The sequence below is a fragment of the Dyella jejuensis genome (genome assembly GCF_044904675.1).
GTDB lineage: Bacteria > Pseudomonadota > Gammaproteobacteria > Xanthomonadales > Rhodanobacteraceae > Dyella_B > Dyella_B jejuensis.
On record NZ_JADIKJ010000003.1, the window covers coordinates 112,076 to 132,778 of the forward strand.

General features: G+C 63.0%; 15 protein-coding genes. 9 read left to right on the plus strand and 6 right to left on the minus strand.

What is annotated here, in order from left to right:
• Both ISP15_RS04475 and ISP15_RS04480 read left to right on the plus strand, forming a co-directional pair.
• Window positions 1-309, plus strand: a complete 309-nt coding sequence (locus ISP15_RS04475; protein WP_404545539.1) for a hypothetical protein — start codon at window positions 1-3, stop codon at window positions 307-309.
• Window positions 306-1,487 carry an AI-2E family transporter gene (locus tag ISP15_RS04480; protein WP_404545541.1) on the plus strand — a complete coding sequence of 394 codons (1,182 nt, stop codon included), beginning with the start codon at window positions 306-308 and terminating at the stop codon, window positions 1,485-1,487. The genes ISP15_RS04475 and ISP15_RS04480 overlap by 4 nt, the downstream gene beginning before the upstream one ends.
• A 66-nt stretch (window positions 1,488-1,553) precedes the next feature.
• Here ISP15_RS04480 and ISP15_RS04485 read toward each other — a convergent pair whose 3' ends face one another.
• From ISP15_RS04485 to ISP15_RS04495, 3 genes are all read right to left on the minus strand, one after another.
• Window positions 1,554-2,999 (minus strand): efflux transporter outer membrane subunit, encoded by a 1,446-nt coding sequence (locus ISP15_RS04485; RefSeq protein WP_404545543.1) that lies wholly within the window; start codon window positions 2,997-2,999, stop codon window positions 1,554-1,556.
• A gap of 1 nt (window position 3,000) precedes the next feature.
• Complete coding sequence (locus ISP15_RS04490) at window positions 3,001-6,186, minus strand: efflux RND transporter permease subunit (protein ID WP_404545545.1); 3,186 nt, start codon at window positions 6,184-6,186, stop codon at window positions 3,001-3,003.
• Window positions 6,187-6,252: 66 nt separating this feature from the next.
• Window positions 6,253-7,509: an efflux RND transporter periplasmic adaptor subunit gene (locus tag ISP15_RS04495; protein WP_404545547.1), complete on the minus strand. Its 1,257-nt coding sequence runs from the start codon at window positions 7,507-7,509 to the stop codon at window positions 6,253-6,255.
• 166 nt (window positions 7,510-7,675) lie between these two features.
• On the opposite strand from ISP15_RS04495, the gene ISP15_RS04500 reads away from it, so the two are divergent.
• A complete protein-coding gene (locus ISP15_RS04500) occupies window positions 7,676-8,647 on the plus strand; it encodes a LysR family transcriptional regulator (protein WP_404545549.1) in 972 nt (323 codons plus the stop codon).
• Window positions 8,648-8,671: 24 nt separating this feature from the next.
• Here ISP15_RS04500 and ISP15_RS04505 read toward each other — a convergent pair whose 3' ends face one another.
• The gene (locus ISP15_RS04505) at window positions 8,672-9,469 is read right to left on the minus strand and encodes an undecaprenyl-diphosphate phosphatase (RefSeq protein ID WP_404545551.1); all 798 of its coding nucleotides are present in this window, start codon (window positions 9,467-9,469) and stop codon (window positions 8,672-8,674) included.
• A 378-nt stretch (window positions 9,470-9,847) separates the two neighbouring features.
• On the opposite strand from ISP15_RS04505, the gene glnA reads away from it, so the two are divergent.
• Both glnA and ISP15_RS04515 read left to right on the plus strand, forming a co-directional pair.
• On the plus strand, window positions 9,848-11,257 hold the full coding sequence (glnA, locus tag ISP15_RS04510) for a type I glutamate--ammonia ligase (protein WP_404545552.1): 1,410 nt from the start codon (window positions 9,848-9,850) through the stop codon (window positions 11,255-11,257).
• Window positions 11,258-11,433: 176 nt separating this feature from the next.
• A complete protein-coding gene (locus ISP15_RS04515; protein ID WP_404545554.1) occupies window positions 11,434-11,844 on the plus strand; it encodes a hypothetical protein in 411 nt (136 codons plus the stop codon).
• Between the two features lie 101 nt (window positions 11,845-11,945).
• Here ISP15_RS04515 and ISP15_RS04520 read toward each other — a convergent pair whose 3' ends face one another.
• Window positions 11,946-17,849, minus strand: coding sequence for a putative Ig domain-containing protein (locus ISP15_RS04520; protein ID WP_404545556.1), 5,904 nt, complete (start codon window positions 17,847-17,849; stop codon window positions 11,946-11,948).
• A 308-nt stretch (window positions 17,850-18,157) separates the two neighbouring features.
• On the opposite strand from ISP15_RS04520, the gene ISP15_RS04525 reads away from it, so the two are divergent.
• The 4 genes from ISP15_RS04525 to ISP15_RS04540 all read left to right on the plus strand — a co-directional run bounded on the left by ISP15_RS04525 (window position 18,158) and on the right by ISP15_RS04540 (window position 20,375).
• Entirely contained in the window at window positions 18,158-18,664 is a 507-nt protein-coding gene (locus ISP15_RS04525) for a phage tail protein (protein WP_404545558.1), read from the plus strand.
• Between the two features lie 32 nt (window positions 18,665-18,696).
• The gene (locus ISP15_RS04530) at window positions 18,697-19,221 is read left to right on the plus strand and encodes a phage tail protein (RefSeq protein WP_404545560.1); all 525 of its coding nucleotides are present in this window, start codon (window positions 18,697-18,699) and stop codon (window positions 19,219-19,221) included.
• A gap of 48 nt (window positions 19,222-19,269) precedes the next feature.
• Window positions 19,270-19,818: a phage tail protein gene (locus ISP15_RS04535; RefSeq protein ID WP_404545561.1), complete on the plus strand. Its 549-nt coding sequence runs from the start codon at window positions 19,270-19,272 to the stop codon at window positions 19,816-19,818.
• Between the two features lie 116 nt (window positions 19,819-19,934).
• A complete protein-coding gene (locus ISP15_RS04540) occupies window positions 19,935-20,375 on the plus strand; it encodes a GNAT family N-acetyltransferase (RefSeq protein WP_404545563.1) in 441 nt (146 codons plus the stop codon).
• Here the strand turns inward: ISP15_RS04540 and ISP15_RS04545 are convergent.
• The gene (locus tag ISP15_RS04545) at window positions 20,368-20,661 is read right to left on the minus strand and encodes a DUF6916 family protein (RefSeq protein ID WP_404545565.1); all 294 of its coding nucleotides are present in this window, start codon (window positions 20,659-20,661) and stop codon (window positions 20,368-20,370) included. The two genes, ISP15_RS04540 and ISP15_RS04545, sit on opposite strands and share 8 nt — an antisense overlap.
• Between the last annotated feature and the right edge of the window lie 42 nt (window positions 20,662-20,703).

Consider the following 20,703-nt stretch of genomic DNA (forward strand, 5'->3'; position numbering starts at 1 on the left):
GTGAGCTTATTCAAGCAGCTGGAAAAAGTTCGCAAGGCGCGCGCGCGCGTCGCCATGCATCGCAGCGACATGGCCGCGCCGGCCGCTGCATTGCTCGAACGCGGCCATCGGCACCCGCTGGCCACCGTCGCCACCGCGGCAGGCGCGGGCTTTGCGCTCGGCAGCCTTGGCGTCGGGCCGTTGCGTGTGCCTGGCCTGGCGTCGGCGCTCACTACCGGGCTTGCGGAAATCGTGGCGCACGGCACCCGCCTGATCGCCGAACTGGGCATGGACGACAGCGGCAACGACAGCGACAACAGCGATACATGAGCGCCATCGAACCCGCGGTGTTGCCGGGCAACGCGCTGGCGGAAGGCACACCCGTGCCGCGAGGGAACGCGGCGGCGCCCCCTTCGGCGACGATCAGCAAGGAAGTGAAGCAGGCCACACGTGGCGTATACCGGCTGCGCGGCCACATGCGCGCGATACGCATGACGCTCAACGCATTGCTGATCCTGGCCCTGCTCTATACCGTCACCTTGGTCAAGGCCTTGGTGATTCCTCTGGTGCTGGCCGCGTTTATCGGGCTGGCCTTGAATCCCATCGTATCGCGCGCCAAGCGCCACCACATTCCACGTTGGCTAGGTGCCAGCGTGCTGATGACTACGTTGCTTGCCGGCATCGGCGCGGGCATCGCCCTGCTTGCCCAGCCGGCGCTCATCTGGCTGCACAGCGCGCCGTCGCAGATCCGCAGCTTCATTCCCAAGCTCGAACATTTCACCCGCCCGCTCGAGGCGGCAGGGCGGGCGACCCAGACCCTGGTGAACGGCCATCCGGCACGGCTGGACAACGCGCAGAACCCCGGCGACGTCGCGATCAGCGCGTGGGATGTACTGGCGAACGCCCCGAAAGCGCTGGCGGCGGTGCTTACCGTATTGCTGCTGGTGTTCTTCTTCCTGATCTACGGCGACTTGATCCTGCGCCGGCTGGTGGAGATTGCGCCGAACTTCGGCTACAAGCGCCACGCGGTAAGCATCGTGCGCGGCATCCAGACCGAGGTATCGCGCTACATCCTCACCACGGTGGTAATCAACGCGACCCTCGGCGCGATCACGGCCGGCATGCTGTACCTGCTGCATATGCCCGATCCGCTGCTGTGGGGCACGATCGCCATGTTCGCCAATTTCATTCCCTATGTCGGCGCGATCGTCACCACCACCACGTTGCTGTTCGTTGGGCTGATCCATTTTGAAGCGCTGCCGCAAGCGCTGTTGCCGGCGTTCTGCTTCGCCTGCGTCACAGCGGTCGAAGGCAACCTGATCACGCCGATGATCCTCGGGCGGCGCATGCGCGTCAGCCCCATCGCAATCCTCATCTGGCTGCTGATCTGGGGCTGGCTATGGGGCGTTCCCGGTGCGCTGCTGGCGGTGCCGATGCTGACCAGCACCAAGCTCATCGCCGAACGGGTGCGCGGCTGGGAATGGTTTGCGCGAATGGTGCAGCGTTAGCGTTGCCATTTGGCCGTCCTTCCGGCTAGGCCGGAAGGACGACACGTTCCCGATACGATTGTCGTATCAACCGTTGGGAGCAAGAGCCGCGGCAACTTGCGAGCATTGCACATCGCCGCATGCCTGCCATCCGCCGCCCAGCGCCTTGTAGAGCGCCACGGCCCGCGTATCGATCGCGCTCTCCGATTGCGCCAGATCGTCGTCGGCAGCCAATTGCACCCGTTCGGCATCCAGCAGTTCCAGATAACCGGTAGCGCCTTCCCGGTAACGGATCCGCGCCAGCTCGGCGGCGCGTTTGCTCTGCTCGCTCTGCGCGATCAATTGCTCGATGCGCGCATGCTCGGCGTTGTACGCCACCACGGCGTTATCGATATCTTCGATCGCCTGCAAAACGGTCCGTTGGTAGTCTGCCTTGGCCTCGTCGGCGCGGGCTTCGCTCGCATGCAGGTTGGACCGCACGCGCTCTACATTCAGGCCGTTCCAGGTGATGCTCGGGCCGAACGAGAAGGCGCGCGAGGCCGGGCCGCCGAAATCGTTGCTTTGCCCGGCGAGGAAACCGAGGAAGCCGCCCAGCGCGATATGCGGAAAGAAATCCGCCTTGGCCACGCCGATCCGGGCGGTAGCTGCCGCATAGTGCCGTTCGGCCGTGCGCACGTCGGGACGGCGCGACAGCGCGTCGCCCGCATCGCCGATCGGCAGCACGCTGGCGATCGGTTTGAACGTGGCCGGCGATACGTCTACATCCAGCTCGCCCGGACGCTCGCCGAGCAGCACCGCAAGCCGGTATGCGTAGGCATGGGCCTGCGTATCGAGCACGGGCAATTGCGCCTTGGCGGCGCTGAGCTGGGCGCTGGCACTGGCGACATCCTGCTCGGATGCCGTGCCGATCTGCGCGCGGGCCTGGATCAGCTTCAGCGTGTCGGCCTGGTTGGCAATGTTGCGCTGGGCGATGGCCAGGCGTTGCTGCGTGCCGCGCAACTGGAAGTAATTGCGCGCGACTTCGGCGAACAGGCTGACTTGCGCGTCGTGCAGCGATGCTTCGCTGGCACCCAGGTCAGCGCGTGCGGCTTCCACCGAACGGCGCACGCCGCCGAACAGGTCCACTTCCCACGAAGCATCGAAGCCGGCCTCGTAGGTATCGGCCGCGACGCGCTGGGTAGTGAAACCCGGCTGCTGTTCCAGCGCACGGCTATAGGCGATCTGCGTGTCGATGGTCGGCAATTGCCCGGAACGGGCGCTGCCGAGCAGCGCGCGCGATTGCTTCAGGCGCGCTTCGGCGATGCGCAGGTCCAGGCTGCCGCTGGCGGCGCGCTGGATCAATGCATCGAGCACCGGATCGTTGAACTGCTTCCACCAGGCGGCCTGGAACTGCGCGGCGCTCTCGCGCGCCGCGTCGACGCCTTGTACGTTCGCCGTTGGCGCTGGCGGGGTGTTGTAATCCGGCCCCACGCTGGCACATCCGGCCAGCGCAAGAGCGGCGAACAGGACGGTGTTACGGAAAAGTCGTGTCATCTCAATGGCCCTCCAAGGCGGGCAAGCTCGGCGCGTGCCGTTGCCTGCGTGCTTCGCGCCGTTCGACCACGGCGCGGATCAGCACGTAGAACAGCGGGGTGTAGATCAAGCCGAAGATGGTTACGCCGAGCATGCCGGAGAACACCGCCACGCCCATCGCATGGCGCATTTCCGCGCCGGCGCCGTGCGAAGTGACCAGCGGCACCACGCCCATGATGAAAGCGATCGAGGTCATCAGGATCGGGCGCAATCGCAGGCGAGCCGCTTCCAGCACCGCATCGTGGCGGCTCATGCCTTCGTGCTGGCGTTCGCGCGCGAACTCCACGATCAGGATCGCGTTCTTGCAAGCCAGGCCGACTAGCACGATCAAGCCAATCTGGGTGAAGATGTTGTTGTCGCCGCCCGACAACCACACGCCGGCGATCGCGGATAGCAACACCATCGGCACGATCAGGATCACCGCCAGCGGCAGCGACCAGCTTTCATACAGCGAGGACAGCACCAGGAATACCAGCAGTACGCACAACGGGAACACCAATATCGCGGTGTTGCCGGCGAGGATCTGCTGGTAGGTCAGTTCGGTCCATTCGAAGCTCATGCCGTTGGGCAGGTTGTCGTGTGCCAATTTTTCCATCGCCGCCTGCGCCTGGCCGGAACTAAAGCCGGGCGCCGGGCCACCGTTGATTTCCGCGGTCACGTAGCCGTTGTAATGCATCACCCGTTCAAGGCCGGCGGTGTGACGCACGCTGATGAACGAACCCAGCGGCACCATCTGTCCCTGGGCGTTGCGCGTCTTCAGTTGCAGCAGGTCTTCCGGCTCGTGGCGGAAGCCGGGCTCGGCCGAGACGTTGACCTGGTAGACGCGGCCAAAGCGATTGAAGTCGTTGACGTACAGCGAGCCAAGATAAGCCTGCAAGGTATCGTCGACATCGGTAAGGTCCACGCCTTCGGCCTTCGCTTTTTCCCGGTCCACATCGGCATCGATCTGCGGCACGCTCACCTGGTAGCTGGAGAACAATCCAGCCAGCGCCGGTGTTTTCTGGCTTTGCGCAATCAGGTTCTGGGTTTGCTTGTACAGCTCGGCGAAGCCCAGCTGGCTGCGATCCTCGATCTGGATGCGGAAACCGCCGATCGTGCCCAGGCCCTGCACCGGCGGCGGCGGGAAGGTGGCAATGTAGGCATCCTGGATCGTGGCGAACTTCTGGTTCAGCGCGGCGGCAATCGCCCCGGCCGACAGCGAAGGATCGCGCCGTTCCTCGAACGGCTTCAAGGTTTCAAACACGATGCCGGCATTCGTGCTGTTGGTGAAGCCGTTGATCGACAGTCCCGGGAACGCGACGGCACTTTCCACGCCCGGCTGTTTCAGCGCGATCGCGGACATGCGTTGGATCACGTCCTGCGCGCGGTCGAGCGAAGCCGCGTCGGGCAGTTGCGCGAACGAGACCAGGTACTGCTTGTCCTGCGCCGGGACGAAGCCCATCGGCACGTGCGAAAAGCCCAGCCAGGCCAGGCCGATCAGGCCGGCATAGACCACCAGCGCCACCGAGCCCTTGCCGATGACCCGGCGCACGCCACCCACGTAGCGCTCCGCGCCGTGGTGGAACAGTTTGTTGAACGGACGGAACAGCCAGCCGAAGGCCCTGTCGATAAGCAGCGTGAGCCGATCCTTGGGCGCGTCGTGGCCCTTCAGCAATACCGCGGCCAAGGCCGGGCTGAGACTGAGCGAGTTGAACGCGGAAATCACCGTGGAGATCGCGATGGTCAGCGCGAACTGCCGATAGAACTCGCCGGTCAAGCCGCTGATGAAGGCGGTCGGTACGAACACCGCGCACAGCACCAGGGCGGTGGCGATGATCGGCCCGGTTACCTCGTTCATGGCGCGGCGTGTCGCGTCGCGCGGCGTATAACCGAGCTCGATGTTGCGCTCGACGTTTTCCACCACCACGATCGCGTCGTCCACCACGATGCCGATGGCCAGCACCAGGCCGAACAGCGACAGCGCGTTGAGCGAAAAGCCCACCAGGTACATCACCGCGAAAGTACCGATCAACGATACCGGTACCGCTACCAGCGGAATCACCGAGGCACGCCAGGTCTGCAGGAACAAAATCACCACCAGCACGACCAGGAAAATCGCTTCGAGCAGCGTATGCGCCACCGCCTCGATCGAGCCGCGCACGAACACGGTCGGGTCATAGACGATGCTGTAGTCCACGCCTTGCGGGAAATCCTTTTTCAATTGCGCCATGGTGGCGCGCACTTCGTTGGAAATCTGGATCGCGTTGGAGCCGGGCCGCGCGAAGATCGGAATCGCCACCGCGGGCTGGTTGTTGAGCAGGCTGCGCAGTGCGTACTGGTTGGAACCCAGTTCGATGCGCGCCACATCGCGCAGGTGCACGACGCTGCCGTTGGCATCGGTGCGCACGATGATGTTGCGGAAATCGTCAGCCGTGCTCAGGCGTCCCTGCGTATTGATATTGAGCTGGAAGTCGGTATTGCCCGGCACCGGCGGTGCGTTCAGCGCGCCGGCGGCAACTTGCACGTTCTGCTCCTGGATCGCCTTGACCACGTCGCTGGTGGTCAGACCGCGCTGGGCCAGCTGGTTGGGATCAAGCCATACCCGCATGCTGTATTCGCCGGCGCCGAAGATCTGCACGTCGCCCACGCCATCGAGGCGGGCGAGCAGGTCTTTTACGTGCAGGCGCGCGTAGTTCGACAGGTACAGCATGTCGTAGCGCTTATCCGGCGAGGTCAGGTGTACCACCATGGTCAGGTCGGGCGAACTCTTCTGCGTGGTGACGCCCAGCCGCTGCACTTCGTCCGGCAGGCGCGGCAATGCCTGCGACACGCGGTTTTGCACTTCGACTTGCGCATTGTTGAGATCGGTGCCGAGCGCGAACGTTACGGTCAGCGTCATCTGTCCGTCGCTGGTCGCCTGCGAGGAGGTGTAGAGCATGCCTTCCACGCCGTTGATCTGTTCTTCCAGCGGCGTGGCCACGGTTTCGGCGATCACCTCGGGGTTGGCGCCGGGATAGTTGGCGCGCACCACCACGGTAGGCGGCACCACTTCGGGATATTCGCTGATCGGCAGCTTGAACACCGCGATGCTGCCTGTGATCACGAAGATCAGCGAAAGCACCGCGGCCATGATCGGCCGGTCGACGAAAAACTGTGCGATGTTTTTCATGGGTCATGTCTCAATGATTCGTGCCATGCGGCTTTCTCTTCCAGCAGGAGAGAGGAAGAGTGGCGCTCAACCCTGCGGACGCTTTTGCGTCGCGCCGCTGTCTGCCTGCGCCGTGCGCGTGTCGTTGCCATCCGGATCGGTGACCGCTGCATCCACCAATGCCTTGTCTTGCGCATCGAGGCGGTAATCCATTGCCACCTGCTGTGGCGCGACTTCGACACCCGGGCGTACGTGCTGCAAGCCATTGACCACGACCACGTCGCCGGGGCTCAGGCCGTCGTCGATCACGCGCAGGCCGTGGAACAGCGGACCGGTATCGACCCTGCGGTATTGCACCTTGCGCTGGCCATCGATCACGTAGACGAACTGATTGCCAAGATCGGTGCCGACCGCGCGATCATCGATCAACACACGTGGGCGGGGTTGCCCGCTTTGCAGATGCACGTGCGCATACAAACCGGGCGTAAGCAGGCCGCCTTCGTCGTCGAACACGGCGCGCAGGCGCATGGTGCCGGAGCCCACGCGCAGCTGGTTATCAACGAAGTCGATGCGGCCGCTGTGCGGATAACCCTGCTCGTCGGACAGCCCCATGCTGGCTTCGATGCGCGGTGCATGGCCGCTCTTGATGGCGTTGCGGCGCAGGCGATCGAGCTTCAGCCAGGTCTGCTCATCCACGTCGAAATACACATAGACCGGGTTGACCGAGACCACGCTGGTGAGTACGTCTGAACTGGTCACCAGGTTGCCGGGCATGATGCGGGCATTGCTCACACGGCCATCGATCGGCGCGCGCACCTGGGTCCAGTCGAGATTGAGCCTGGCTGTGGCCAATGCCGCCGTGGCCGCCGCCACGCTGGCGATGGCGCTTTGTTCGCCGGTACTCATGCTGTCGGCGTCTTCCTGCGAGATGGCATGCTGGGCGAGCAGCCGCCGGGCGCGTGCCGCATTGGCCTGGGCCAGCCCCCATTGCGCCTGGGCCTGGGCGCGATTGGCGCTGAGCCGGTCCACCTCGGCCTGGAATGGGCGCGGGTCGATGCGGAACAGTACATCGCCCTGGTGCACCTCGGCGCCTTCCTTGAATAGCACCGCGTCTACATAACCGCCCACGCGCGGGCGCACGTCGGCGGTATCGACGGCCTGCAGCTGGCCGGTGAAATCAGCGCTATCGCTGACCGGCCGCGACATCGCCTGGGCGACGGTGACTTGGGGCGGGCCGCCGTCGGGCGTGGCGACCTGGGCCTGGGCGCCGTGGTGTCCCAACAGGGCCCAGCTGCCGGCGATGACTGCCACGACGAGCCCGGCCAGAATAGTTTTCTTCAACATCGGTTCGCTCCCTGGGATACGGTCGTGCCGCAATGCAGCACGCTTGGGGAAACGAATGATGGGTATACCGTACAGTTTAGAAAATCCGTTTCTTGCGCAAGCCACTCATGACTTCAAATCACGAATGGATGCATAATCGCCCGCAGTACTTGCTCTGGACCTTGTTATGGAAGATTTTTCCGCTATCTCCGCCTTTGTCCGCGTGGTAGAGGCGAAAAGTTTTGCGTCCGCCGCCGCCCAGCTGGGCATGACGCCTTCCGGGGTCAGCCGTGCGGTCTCGCGGCTGGAAGAACAGCTTGGCGCACGCTTGCTGTTCCGCTCGACTCGGGCACTGCGGTTGACCGACGATGGCGCCTCGTTCTATGCACGATGCAAGGAAATCCTTACCGATCTCACCGAGGCGACCGAAGCCCTGGGTTACGCGCATCGCAAGCCGACCGGCAAGTTGCGGGTCGGTATGTCGGTATCGGTAGGGCGGGCCGCGATCATCCCCCAGCTATCGGATTTCGAGCGCCGCTATCCGGACATCCGGCTGGAATTGATGATGTGCGATTACCCCTATGACTTGAACGAGGAAGGGGTGGATTGCGCCATCCGCATGGGCGAACTGGAAGATTCCAGCCTGATCGCGCGCAAGATCGGTTATTTCCGCAACGTACTGCTGGCCTCGCCGGACTATTTGCGGCGGCATGGCCATCCGGCCAGCATCGATGACCTGAAAAACCATCGCTGCATCAACTACGTCTACCCGAATGGCCGCCCGCGCCAATGGCAGTTCGACACACCGAACGGCCGGCTGGAGGTGGATATCCAGGCGCATATGCTGATCAACGATGGCGAGTCGGTGATCCAGGCGGCGGTGGCGGGCCTGGGCATCATCCAGGCGCCGCATGTGCTGGCAGCCTGCATGCTGGACCTGGGCAAACTGGAGCCGATCATGACCGATACGCTCTCCACCGGTAAGAGCGTGTGGATCGTATATCCCCAGAAAAAACACCTGTCGGCGCGCGTGCAGGCTTTCATCGAATGGGCGCGTGAGCTGTTCGAGCGCCCATTCGAATCGGTCTGCCCGCTGGCGCCCGTGGTCGACGCCCTTCGCCCGCCGGCTCAGGAAAAATCGATGTCGCTGGCTCAGTAAGGCATCGCACGCGCCGCGCGACTTTCAAGCACCCGCCGGAATCAACCACAGCAGCGCGGCGCCGAATGCGATGCGATACAGCGCGAACCACGTGAAACGATGCGTGCGAATGTAGCCGAGCAGCCATTTCACCACGACGAACGCCACGATCAACGACACCAGGAAGCCGATCGCCAGAGCCGTCCAATCCTCATGCGCCGTGTCGCCGCGCTTGAGCACTTTGAGCCACTCATAGCCGGTGGCGGCATACATGGTCGGAATGCCGACCAGGAATGAAAACTCGGTAGCGGCCGGCCGGTTGCTGGTCCCGGCCAGCATCGCCGTGAAAATAGTGGCGCCCGAACGCGAGGTACCCGGAAACACGCCCGCCACCAACTGCGCGATGCCCACCAGGATCGCCACCCGCCAGGTGACGTCCTTGCGATCGGCCTGGCGGGCGGCGATCGCCTCCGCGCCCAGCATCCAGCAGCCGCCGATCATCAATGCCCAGGCAATCGGTGTCACCGTCTCCGGTAATTTGAAACCGTAGTGGGTGACCATCAGGCCAAGCACGCAGGTGATCAGGAACGCCACGGCCAGTTTGCACAGGTAAGCGCGATTGGCCGGGTTCCGCCATTGCGTGAGCAATTGCCAGATGTGCTTGCGGTAGATCAACGTGATCGCCAGGATCGCGCCGGCCTGGATGCCGATATTGAAGAGATCCGAACGTGCGCCCAGCCCGAAGTCTTCCGCGATCAGCAGGTGGCCGGTGCTGGAGACGGGCAGGAACTCGGTGACGCCTTCGATGATGCCGAGCAGGATGACGTGGATCAGGTCGCGCATGGCAGGCGAAACTCCATGGGATGCAGCGATGGCGCGCAGGAACGGCGCCGGATGAGGCAAAAGAAGCCGCATAGCTTAGAGGCTGCCTGGCAGGTTGTGCCGCCGCTGCCGTCCAAATCGGCCTCGACCGATGGGCTGGCGGGTGCTACCGGAAAGCGGCTGGCGCTCTGACCTGGTCCGCCTCGACCGAGCTGCGCCAACGGGATGGGACGCACGTCAAGCACAATATTGGTGCAACCCATTCCCCACAAGCGGGCAGTTCGTGTTGTGTCCGCCCGCGCCTCTTTACTTAATTGCCTGAAAAAAAAGACATTCCAAGCCTGGTACGCCCCTTGCTACAGTGCACGCGCGATCCCCTTCCACGATCTGAGGTTCCACATGTCCGCCAAGAAAGTTCTCGACCTGATCCAGGAGCATGAGGTCGAGTTCGTCGACCTGCGTTTCGCCGACATGCTCGGCAAGCACCACCACGTGACGTTCCCCGCCCACGCCATCGACGAGTCGACCTTCGAGGACGGCAAGATGTTCGACGGTTCGTCGATTTCTGGCTGGAAGGGCATCAACGAGTCGGACATGGTGCTGCTGCCCGATCCGGAGACCGCCTACCTCGATCCGTTCAGCGGCCACACCCAACTGGTACTGCATTGCGACGTGCTGGAGCCGAGCACCATGCAGGCCTATGGCCGCGACCCGCGCTCGATCGCCAAGCGCGCCGAGGCCTACCTCAAGTCCACCGGCATCGCCGATACCGCCTTCTTCGGTCCGGAGCCGGAATTCTTCATCTTCGATTCCGTGCGCTGGCAGAACGACATGGGCCGCGTGTTCTACGAAATCGAATCGCAGGAAGCCGCCTGGAGCTCGCGCTTCAAGTACGACGAAGGCAACAGCGGTCATCGCCCAGGCGTGAAGGGTGGCTATTTTCCGGTGAGCCCGGTCGATTCGCTCGGCGACCTGCGCGCGGACATGTGCAAAGTGCTGGAGTCGCTGGGCCAGGTCGTGGAAGTGCATCACCACGAAGTGGCGAATGCGGGCCAGTGCGAGATCGGCGTGAAGTTCAACACGCTGGTGCAGAAGGCCGATGAGCTGATGACGATGAAGTATGTCATCCGCAACGTGGCGCACCAGAACGGCAAGACCGTCACCTTCATGCCCAAGCCGATCGTCGGCGACAACGGCAGCGGCATGCACGTGCACCAGTCGCTCAGCAAGGACGGCAAGAACCTGTTCTCCGGCGACCTGTACGGCGGCCTGTCGCAGACGGCGCTGTGGTACATCGGCGGCATCTTCAAGCATGCGCGCGCCATCAACGCCTTTGCCAACTCGACCACCAACAGCTACAAGCGGCTGGTGCCGGGTTTCGAAGCGCCGGTGATGCTGGCTTATTCGGCGCGCAACCGCTCGGCGAGCTGCCGCATCCCGTTCGTCTCCAATCCGAAGGGGCGCCGCATCGAAGTGCGCTTCCCCGATCCGATGCAGTCGGGCTACCTCACCTTCACCGCGTTGATGATGGCCGGCCTGGATGGCATCCTCAACAAGATCGATCCGGGCGCACCGGCCGACAAGGATCTTTACGACCTGCCGCCGGAAGAAGAGAAGAACATTCCGCAGGTATGTTCGAGCCTCGACGCCGCGCTGGATGCGCTGGACAAGGACCGCGAGTTCCTCAAGGCCGGCGGTGTGTTCAACGACGACTTCATCGATGCGTACATCGAACTGAAGATGCAGGAAGTCACGCGCTATCGCGCCAGCACGCATCCGCTGGAGTTCCAGATGTATTACGCGATCTGATCGGTTGCAAGACGTGTCATCACACAACGGGCGCTGCGGCGCCCGTTGTCATTTGCGCAGCTGCTCTGTGCAAGCATCAGAAAGTAGCGCCACGCAACATATCGCCGCACGCAAGCTGACTATTCGCATCGAGCCACAGTCGACTCATTGCTTGCGTTCTCCATCGCGGTCTTCTTTTGGTCAACGCCGACTTCCTGTTCGCGGCGCGCTGTCTTTTAGTTGGCTTCGGGTCCACCACCAGGCCACGCACGGTCGGCAGCGTGGAGGACTATGCCAAACGGGTGCGCGTCGCTGCCGCTGCCATCCATGAGGTGGATCCGGATGCCGTCGTGGTCGCCGGCGGCGCTACCAATTCCGATATGCATTGGTTCGAAGCGTTTGCTCGCAACGATGCGCTGTCGGCCATTGATTATCTGGCAAGGTTCATGGCCCTGGCGCGTGCAAGCAGGTACGTGCGTGGCGTTTGGTGGTATGACCTGATCGACGATGGAAGCGATCCGGACAATCGCGAGAATCGTTTCGGTCTTTTCAACCAGGATGGAACACCCAAGCCAGCGGCGCGACGCATCGCCGACAGCCGCCGATGACGTGACAGGCATTGCGGCGGAACAACGTATCCGCCGTCGCTTTCATGCAGTGCCTGGGGTGGCTGGCATCGCGCGCGCATTTGATTTTTCTGACAGCATCCCTAGAACTTCTTCTGGATGTTGATCAACACCGATTGGTCGTTCTGGTCACCCGCGTCGATCTGGTTGACGTATTCCAGCCGCAGCATCAGGTTGTTGGGGAATTCCCAGTTCACGCCCACGCCGACCAGGAAGTGGTTCTGCGTCAGCGGATCCACTTGCGCACGGTAGAGCGGTCCGGCCAACAGGTCGGCGTAGCTCATGGTGGCCTGGCTGGAACCCTGGAAATCGTGCTCGTATTCCACGCGCAGTTGCGGCATGACCGTGCCGTAGTCTTCCTTGATCAGGTAATTGGCGCGGATACCCAGGCTGGTCGTGGTGGTTTTCACCAGCTGGCTCTGGTAGCTCAATGCGTAGATCGCATCGCCTTGCTCGGTATAGCCGTCCAGCCGCGCGGAAGCAGCGTCGAGTCGTCCGTATGGCGAGAGCAGCAAGGTATCGGTGCGGTACTCGTAGCCGGCGGAGATCGAGGCGAATACCTGGTGCCCGTCACGGCTGCCGCTGACCGTATTGCCATCGGCGGTGACATAGCGGCGCGCGTCGAATGACAGCCATTCGTAGCCCAGCAAACTGTCGACGAAGGTCGAGGGGCTCGGACTGAAGCTGCCGTACCAGGCGATGTTATAGCTATCGGCAATGCTGCTGCTGCCGTTGTGGCCGATATCCGAATCGTCGTGGCCATAGCCCACGCCGACGCCCATCGCGAAGGACGAGGACAGGCGATGATCGATACCCGCGCTGACGCCCGAGGTCGTGAAGTCGAAGCCGTTGGCGGTGGCCGTGGTATCGCGCGATCCGAAATTCACCGCGCCGCCGGTCCACACGGTATAGCCGTTGGGTAGCACGGACGACGACGCGGATGCCGGATTGGCCGGTGTTTGCGGCGCCACCATGTAGCGTCGATCCAGGTTGGCCGCCGTGTTCTGCGTGCCGTTGTACGGCCATTGCGTGGCAAGGCCATCGGGATTGATGTTGTCGCCGGACATGAAAGTGAGGCCATTCTGGAATCCGCCGTCGCCGCCTGCGCCGCCATGCAGGCTTTCCAGGCGTTGCTGGAAGTTGTCGATCTGGCCCTGGGCGAATTCACGGGCCGCATCGGCCTGCGCGGTGAGCACCCCCAGCACTTCCGGATCTTTCGACGGATCCGGCCGCGCAGTCACCGCGATGGTGATGGTGCCCGGCGTCGAGGTCGCATAGGCGTTGGTCAGCGTGAAGGTGACCACGGCGGCGCCGCTGAACGTCGGCGACGACGTGAAGTCGAGCTGGTAGCCACCCGATGCCTGCACAATGCGCGCGCTGCCTGCCGAGGCAGGCGAGAGCGATACCAGCGTGGCCGCCGTAAACGGTCCGCCGCTCGCGCCCTTGGTCAGTACGGCCTGCACTGGCCGGCCGGCAACGGACGAGAGGTTTTGCGAGACCGCGATCGGCTTCGGATCGATCGTGATCGTCACCGTGGCTGGCGAGGATACGCCGAACGCATTGGACAACGTGTAGGTGAAACTCACCTGCCCCGAGGCCGTGGCTTCGGCGGTGTAGTTGATCGCATTGGCCGCCACCGTTGCCGTGCCGGAGCCCGGCGCCTTGACGATGGTGACTGCCGTGAACGGACCGCCTGTCGCACCGGTAGTCGGATTGATGCTCACCGTATTGCCGGCAAGCATGGTGATGTTCTGCGCGGCAATCGTCGGCACTGCCAGTGGCGTCACCGTGACCGTCACCGTAGCCGGCGCGGACGTACCACCGGGACCGGTAGCGGTATAGGTCAGCGTATCGGTGCCGAAGAAATCGTGCGCCGGCGTGTAGACGATGCCCATTCCGCTGACCGATGCCGCGCCATGGGCCGGCGCCGTACCGATCGCCACGCTGGTAATCGGACCGGTATCCACCGAGGTCACATTGATCGTCACCGCCTGGTTCGCCGGTGTGCTGGCGGTGTCGTTGACGGTCACCGGCCGGGGCTGCCTGGTGGCCAGCGTGTAGGACTGCGAGCCCGAGAAATTCAGGCTGTCCTTGGCCATGACGGTGAAGCTGAAACTGCCCGCGGCCGTCGGCGTGCCGGACAGCAGGCCGGAACTGCTCAGTGTCAGGCCGGCCGGCAAGGCACCGGCGCTGATGCTGAAGCTGTAACTGCCGTTGCCGCCGCTTGCCGTCAATTGCTGGCTATAGGCCGCGGCAACTTGCGCGCCGGACAAGCTGCTTGGCGTGATGCTCACCGTGGGCGAACCGACCGTCACCGCGTATGCGCCGGTCTTGGAGAAGGGTGCGCCAGTACCTGTGCTGCTATCGGTCGCCTGCACGGAGATAGTGAACGTTCCAGCCGCGGTCGGCGTGCCGCTCAGTACCCCGCTACTGTTCAAGCTCATCCCAGGCGGCAACGCGCCGCTGGTAACTTGATAATGATAGGGCTGGGTACCGCCGGAAGCAGTGAACGTCTGGCTATACGCGGTTTCCGCGGTGGCCGCCGTGAGTGTGGCCGGCGACAACGTGATCGTGGGCGCGCCGATCGATACGTTGTACGTCTGGTTGCCGGTAAGGTTGTTGTGATCGGTCGCCACCACGGTAACGTTGAACGATCCGCTCGCGGTGGGCGTGCCGCTGAGCATGCCGCCGGAACTGAGCGTCATGCCCGCTGGCAGGCTGCTGCCTACCGCCAGCGCGTAGGTGTACGGCGCGATGCCGCCACTGGCCGTAAGCGTGGTGTTGCTATAAGCAACTCCGACCGAGCCGTTCGGCAGCGTGGCCGGCGTGATTGAAATCGCCGCCGCAGCCACCGTCAGCGTGTAGTTCTGCGTTTGCGTATACGGGCCGCTGCCGGTGCTGTGGTCGACCGCCGTGATGGTGAAACTGTAGCTGCCCGGTTGTGTCGGTGTGCCGGACAAGGTGGCCGTTGCTGCGTTCCAGCTGAGGCCTGGAATGCTGGCGCCGGACATCGAAAACGTATAGGGGGCGGTCCCGCCGCTGGCGTTGAATGTCTGGCTGTACGCCTGCGCATAACCGGCGCCAAGTGCACCCGCGGCCGGTGAAATCGTGATCGTCGGCTGGCCGATGACCAGGGTGTAAGCCTGACTGCCGGCCTGCCCGTTCTTGTCCGTTGCGATCACAGTGATGTTGAAACTGCCGCCCGCTGTCGGCGTGCCGCTAATCATGCCACTGGCGCCAAGCGTCAAATTTGGCGGCAAGCTGCCCGAGCCCAACGAATACGTATACGGGCCGGCGCCGCCACTCGCGCTGAGTGCAGTGCTGCTATAAGCCGTTCCGACCGTACCGTTCGGCAAGCTCGCTGGCGTGATCGTAATGGAGGGCGTGCTGACAGTAAGCGTGTAATTTTGCGTGGCCGAATAGGGCGCGCCAGTGCCGGTACTCTTGTCGGTCGCGGTAATGCTGAAGTTATAGGTGCCCGGTTGGGTCGGCATGCCGGACAACGTGTTCGTGCCGCTATCGAAGGAGAGCCCCGGAATCGCCTGGCCGCTCATCGAATACGTGTACGGCGCGGTGCCGCCGCTGGCGGTAAACACCTGGCTGAACGATTGCGCATACGATGCGTTGAGCGTACCGGCAGCAGGAGAAATCGCGACCGTTGCATCGGCAATGGTGCCGCTGTACGACTGCGGCGCGCTCCTGTAAGGGCCGGTACCTACACTGCTGTCTTGCGCCTGGATCGCAAAACTGTAGCTGCCACCGGCGGTCGGGGTGCCTGACAGCGTGCCGCTATTCGTATCGAGCGTCACCCCCGTCGGCAACGCGCCGGACGATACCAGGTACGTATAGCTCGGCGTACCGCCGCTGGCGGTGAGTGTCTGCGAGAACGGCACGCCGACCTTGATGCTGCCAAGGGCATTCGGACTTACGCTGATGGTGGGGGTGTTGATCGTCAGCGTGTAGCTCTGGCTACCGGCGTTGGTATTGCTGTCGGTGGCAGTCACCGTGAAGTTATAGGTACCGCCACCGTCCGGCGTGCCGGACAGGCTGCCGCCATTATTGAGCGTCATGCCGGGAGGCAGCGTGCCGGTGTAGCTATAGCTGTAAGGTCCGGTACCGCCGCTTGCACCCAGGGCCTGGGTATACGCCACGCCGACTTGCGGATTGGGCAAGGTGGCCGGCAAGGTGATAGTCGGTGTGACGACCTGCAGGGCGTAAACGATCGAGGTAGTGACGGGACCATTGCCGCCAGTCGAATCGGTCACGTTGATCGTGAAAGAGGGGCTGGTGCCGCTGACCGTCGGTTTACCGCTCAGCACGCCGCCACTGCTGAGCGTGATGCCGGGCGGAAGGCTGCTGCCGCCGGCCACCGCGTAGCTGTAGCTCGGGGTGCCGCCACTGGTGGTGATGGTCTGGTTGTAGCTGGCATTCAACGTCGCCGTGGGCAGCGACGATGGCGAGATCGTCAGTGTCGGCGTATTCAGCTGCAGGGTGTAGTTCTGTGTGGCTGTCGCATTGAGGCTATCTTTTACGGTGACCGATACCGGAAAACTGCCGGTTTCGGTCGGCGTGCCCGAGATCACGCCGCTGCTCGAGATCGCAAGGTTGGAGGGCAGGCCGGTGGCCGAGAACGTATACGGCGCATGCCCGCTGGTCACGTTGATCTGCTGGCTGTAGTTCACGTCGGCGGTGCCTGGGTTCAACGACGCGGTAGTGAACTGCGGCAGATCGGGATCGACTTTCAGCGCGTAGGTTTGCGAGCCGCTGTAAGGGCCCGGGCTGGGGCTGCTGTCGGTCGCGGTCACCGTGAAGTTGAAGGTGCCGGTGGCGGTCGGCGTGCCGCTGAGCAAACCCGAACTGCTGAGCGTGACGCCAGGCGGCAGGCTGCCGCTCGCCGCAAACGTGTAACTACCAGCGGGCTTGCCGCCGCCCGCGGTGAGCTGTTGGCTGTACGCGAGCGTCTGCGTGCCGTCCGGCAACGAGGTCGGGGCGACTGTGATCACGGGCGGGTTGATGACGAACGTATAGTCGACGCGCTCGCTGTTGCCGGCGTTATCGGTCACGTTGACCGCATACGTGAAGGTGCCGGTCTGCGTAGGCGCGCCGCCGAATACGCCGTTGTTGAACGTCATGCCCGACGGCAGGCTGCCGGTGCTCCCGTAGGCGTAGGTATAGGGAGAGGTACCCCCGCTGGCGTTCATGCTCAGCGCATACGATGCATATAAATTGCCCGTGGGCGCCGTGCCGGGCGTTACCGAGAGAACACCGCCACCGATAGTGAAGGTGTAGTTCTGCGTGGCCTCATCGCCATGACCATCCGTGGCCGTGAGCGTGATGCTGAAGGTGCCCGACTCGGTAGGCGTGCCCGCGATGGTATCGCCGCTATGGTTGAGGCCGGCGGGCAGGTTGCCTTCCGCGATATTGAACGTGTACGGACCGCCGTCGCCACCGGTGGCGGTGAAGGTCTGGGAGTAAGCCGTGCCGACGCTGCCGTTGGGCATGGTCGCGGGGCTGATGACGATCTGCGGATAGGACGGTGACCCGATGGTGATGATGACGTTGATCGTCTCGTCATTATCGTCCACGAAGGTAAACTGATCGCTGGAGCCTTGCCCATTGTTGGTGTACATGATGTTGCCGGCGGTCTTTTCACCGACGATGGAGGCGCTGCCGTGCGAGGGCTGCGTAATGGATTGCACGCCATTGACCGAGCAGCTCAAGACGCTGAATGTGATCGAGCCGCCGGAAGCGACTGTCTCGTTGAACGTGCCGCATTCATTCGCATGCGCCATTGCCGGCCACACCGCCGTGTTGGCCAGCAACAACAACAACGCCAGTCGCGACAAAATGCCGTGACAGGAATGCGGTGACGTGGCCGCATCGCGCGATACGCCCGCCGTACTGGCGCGTGTGGAAAAAAACCGGCGCAGAACATCCTGCAACCGACTCGCGCGCGCGCGATTCCGCTCAAGCAAACGGTGCGACATGGCTACAACCCCCCAAATCCCTGTTGCATCACGGCCTGACGCCATTGCGGCAGAACGGCCTTCACGCAGGCGCGGGCGCGGCTGCATATCCATGCGTGCCGCACCGATTTCCCAAAATCTCTAGCCCCTGCTGCTTCGAATGCTATTGGAGCAAGAAAACGCGCCATTTAACAGTGGCTTCGCAAAACGATCGCAAATGTAAAGGGCGCGTGATGACCAGATATCGCTTGTAAGTTGCCTGCCGCTGGGAGAGAGTGGCGACCGCGCCAGTTCCGGCGCGTCATTACACCATCCAGGGGGAAGGGGAGATGGCTACTTTTTATCTCGGGCAGGTCATGCTCACGGGATTCCCGTTTGCGCAGAAGGGATTTGCCCAGTGCAATGGACAATTGCTGCCGATCAACCAGAACCAGGCATTATTTTCCTTGCTTGGCACGCAATTTGGCGGGGACGGCATAAGGACTTTCGCGCTACCTGATCTGCGCGGGCGAACCCCGGTGGGCAGCACTGCCACCGGCTCGACGGTTGGACAGGTCGCGGGCGTCGAAAATGTCACGCTGCTCAGCGCGAACATGCCTGCGCATAACCATGTCGCCATGGGCTCGACCACCGCCGGCGATAAATCCAATCCCACCGGCAATCTCTACGGCGGTAGTGGCAGTGAGCCGATCTACGCGGCGAGCGGCTCGTCGGTCGTGCTGGATCCGGTGACCTTGGCCAACGCAGGGGGCAACGCCCCGCATCCGAATATGCAGCCGTCGCTTGTGATCAATTTCAATATCGCGCTGACCGGCATTTTTCCGTCGCGCAATTAATTGATCCACTACCTTCGTCAAGGAGACACCTCATGTCCACACCATATGTCGGAGAGATCCGGTTGTTCGGCTTTCCACGCATTCCCACCGGCTGGTTTCTCTGCGACGGCAGCCTGAAATCGATTGCCCAATACCAGGTCCTGTTCCAGCTGCTCGGCACCACCTATGGCGGCGATGGCCAGACCACCTTTGGGGTGCCGGATCTGCGCGGCCGGATACCGCTGCACCAAGGTACCGGCACGGGGCTGACGCCGCGCGTGATGGGGCAACTGTTCGGCACCGAAAGCGTGACGTTGACCGCCAGCCAGATGCCGACGCATACGCATGCCTACAACGCGACGACGGCGGCCGCTTCGGCGAACACGCCCGCCAACGGTCAGCTCGGCGCGCTCAGCAGCGACACCATGTACACCACCGCGCCGGGAATCCGTACCGAACAGATGTCGTCGCAAAGCGTCACCACCGTAGGCGGCGCTTTGCCGCATGACAACACCATGCCGACCTTGACGGTCTCGTTCTGCATTGCCTACGAAGGTGTCTACCCTTCGCAAGCGTGATACGCCGGCACACATGGACATCGTCACAACGATCTAAGGGGATATGACGTGACAGACGCATATGTAGGTGAAATTCAGGTATTCGGCTTCAATTACGCGCCGCGCGGCTGGGCCGTATGCAACGGGCAACTGCTGGCAGTCCAGCAGTTCACCGCGCTGTTCTCGCTGCTGGGGACCTATTACGGCGGCGACGGTGCCCGGACCTTTGCGCTGCCCAATTTCTACGACAACAACTTCGCCAACGGTATCGCGCCTTGTAGCCAAGGACAGGGTCCGGGGTTGAGCCAGCGCACGATCGGCGAGCCTTTCGGCACAGTGCAGGCCACGTTGAACATCACGCAAATGCCGTCGCATACACATCCAACGACGTTATATGCGCAGCCCGACACCAGCAAACGAGCGGCCGCGCCGCAGGCGGGCTATGGCGTGGTGACGCCGGGCAATCCCACGGCATTTGTTACCGCGACGCCGAATACATCCTTTGCCGCCACGACCATCGGCATGAACGGCGGCAATCAACCGCATGAAAACCGGCAGCCGTATCTGGGCCTGAATATCTGCATCTGCCTGCAAGGCATTTATCCGTCTTTCAATTGATGCAGCTTGCGCTCGCCCCGTTCCCGGCCAGCCGGTGCGATGCATTTGCGTGCGCTCATTTACTGAGCGCGCGCGATCTTTCCCTGCGCGCGGCGACCACGCAAGACCTCCCGTTCATGCGCAAGCTTTATGGGCTGCTACGCGCGGACGAGCTCAATCAAGTGGCGTGGCCGGAAGCGGTGCGGCAACCGTTCCTGGATAGCCAGTTTTCGCTGCAACACCATCATTTCGTAACCCATTACGCGCGGGCGGACTTCTACGTGGTCCAGCACCAGGGAACCGATGCGGGCCGCCTCTACCTGCTGCGCGAGCCGCCGTATTTTCACATTATCGAGATCGCCTTGTTGCCGGCTTATCGCGGCGGGGGATTGGGCAGCATCCTGTTGGCATGGGTAAAGGCATTGGCTGCCGAAAACAGCGCCGACGGCATCGACTTGCACGTCGACCAGCGCAATCCCGACGCGCAGCGACTATATGCGCGGCAAGGTTTCGCGGTAACCCACCGGGAAGGCCCTTATATCGGCATGCGCTGGATACGCAACGCGCAACTCAGTTGAAGACGGCCTGATACACGAAGCCTGGTTCGCCGCGTTCGACCGGCACCAGGAAAATGTCCACCGCGCCGAGCGCCGGATGCTGCATCGTATAGATGCCTTGCGGGTACAGGACTTCCGAGCGATTGTGGAACATCAGCGAGAATGGCGGGCGCGTCAGGCCGGCCGGTGTTTGCGAACTCAGCGATTCGGTTTTGACCAGCGTAAACGCAGTGTTCCCGTGTTCGTGCGCGACGACGAAATCCTGGTCCAGCTGGTCGGCGAAGTGTTCGAGCCTGAGGTCGAGCATGACAGCATTCCCTGATCAATCTGCTGCGCGAGTGTCACACAA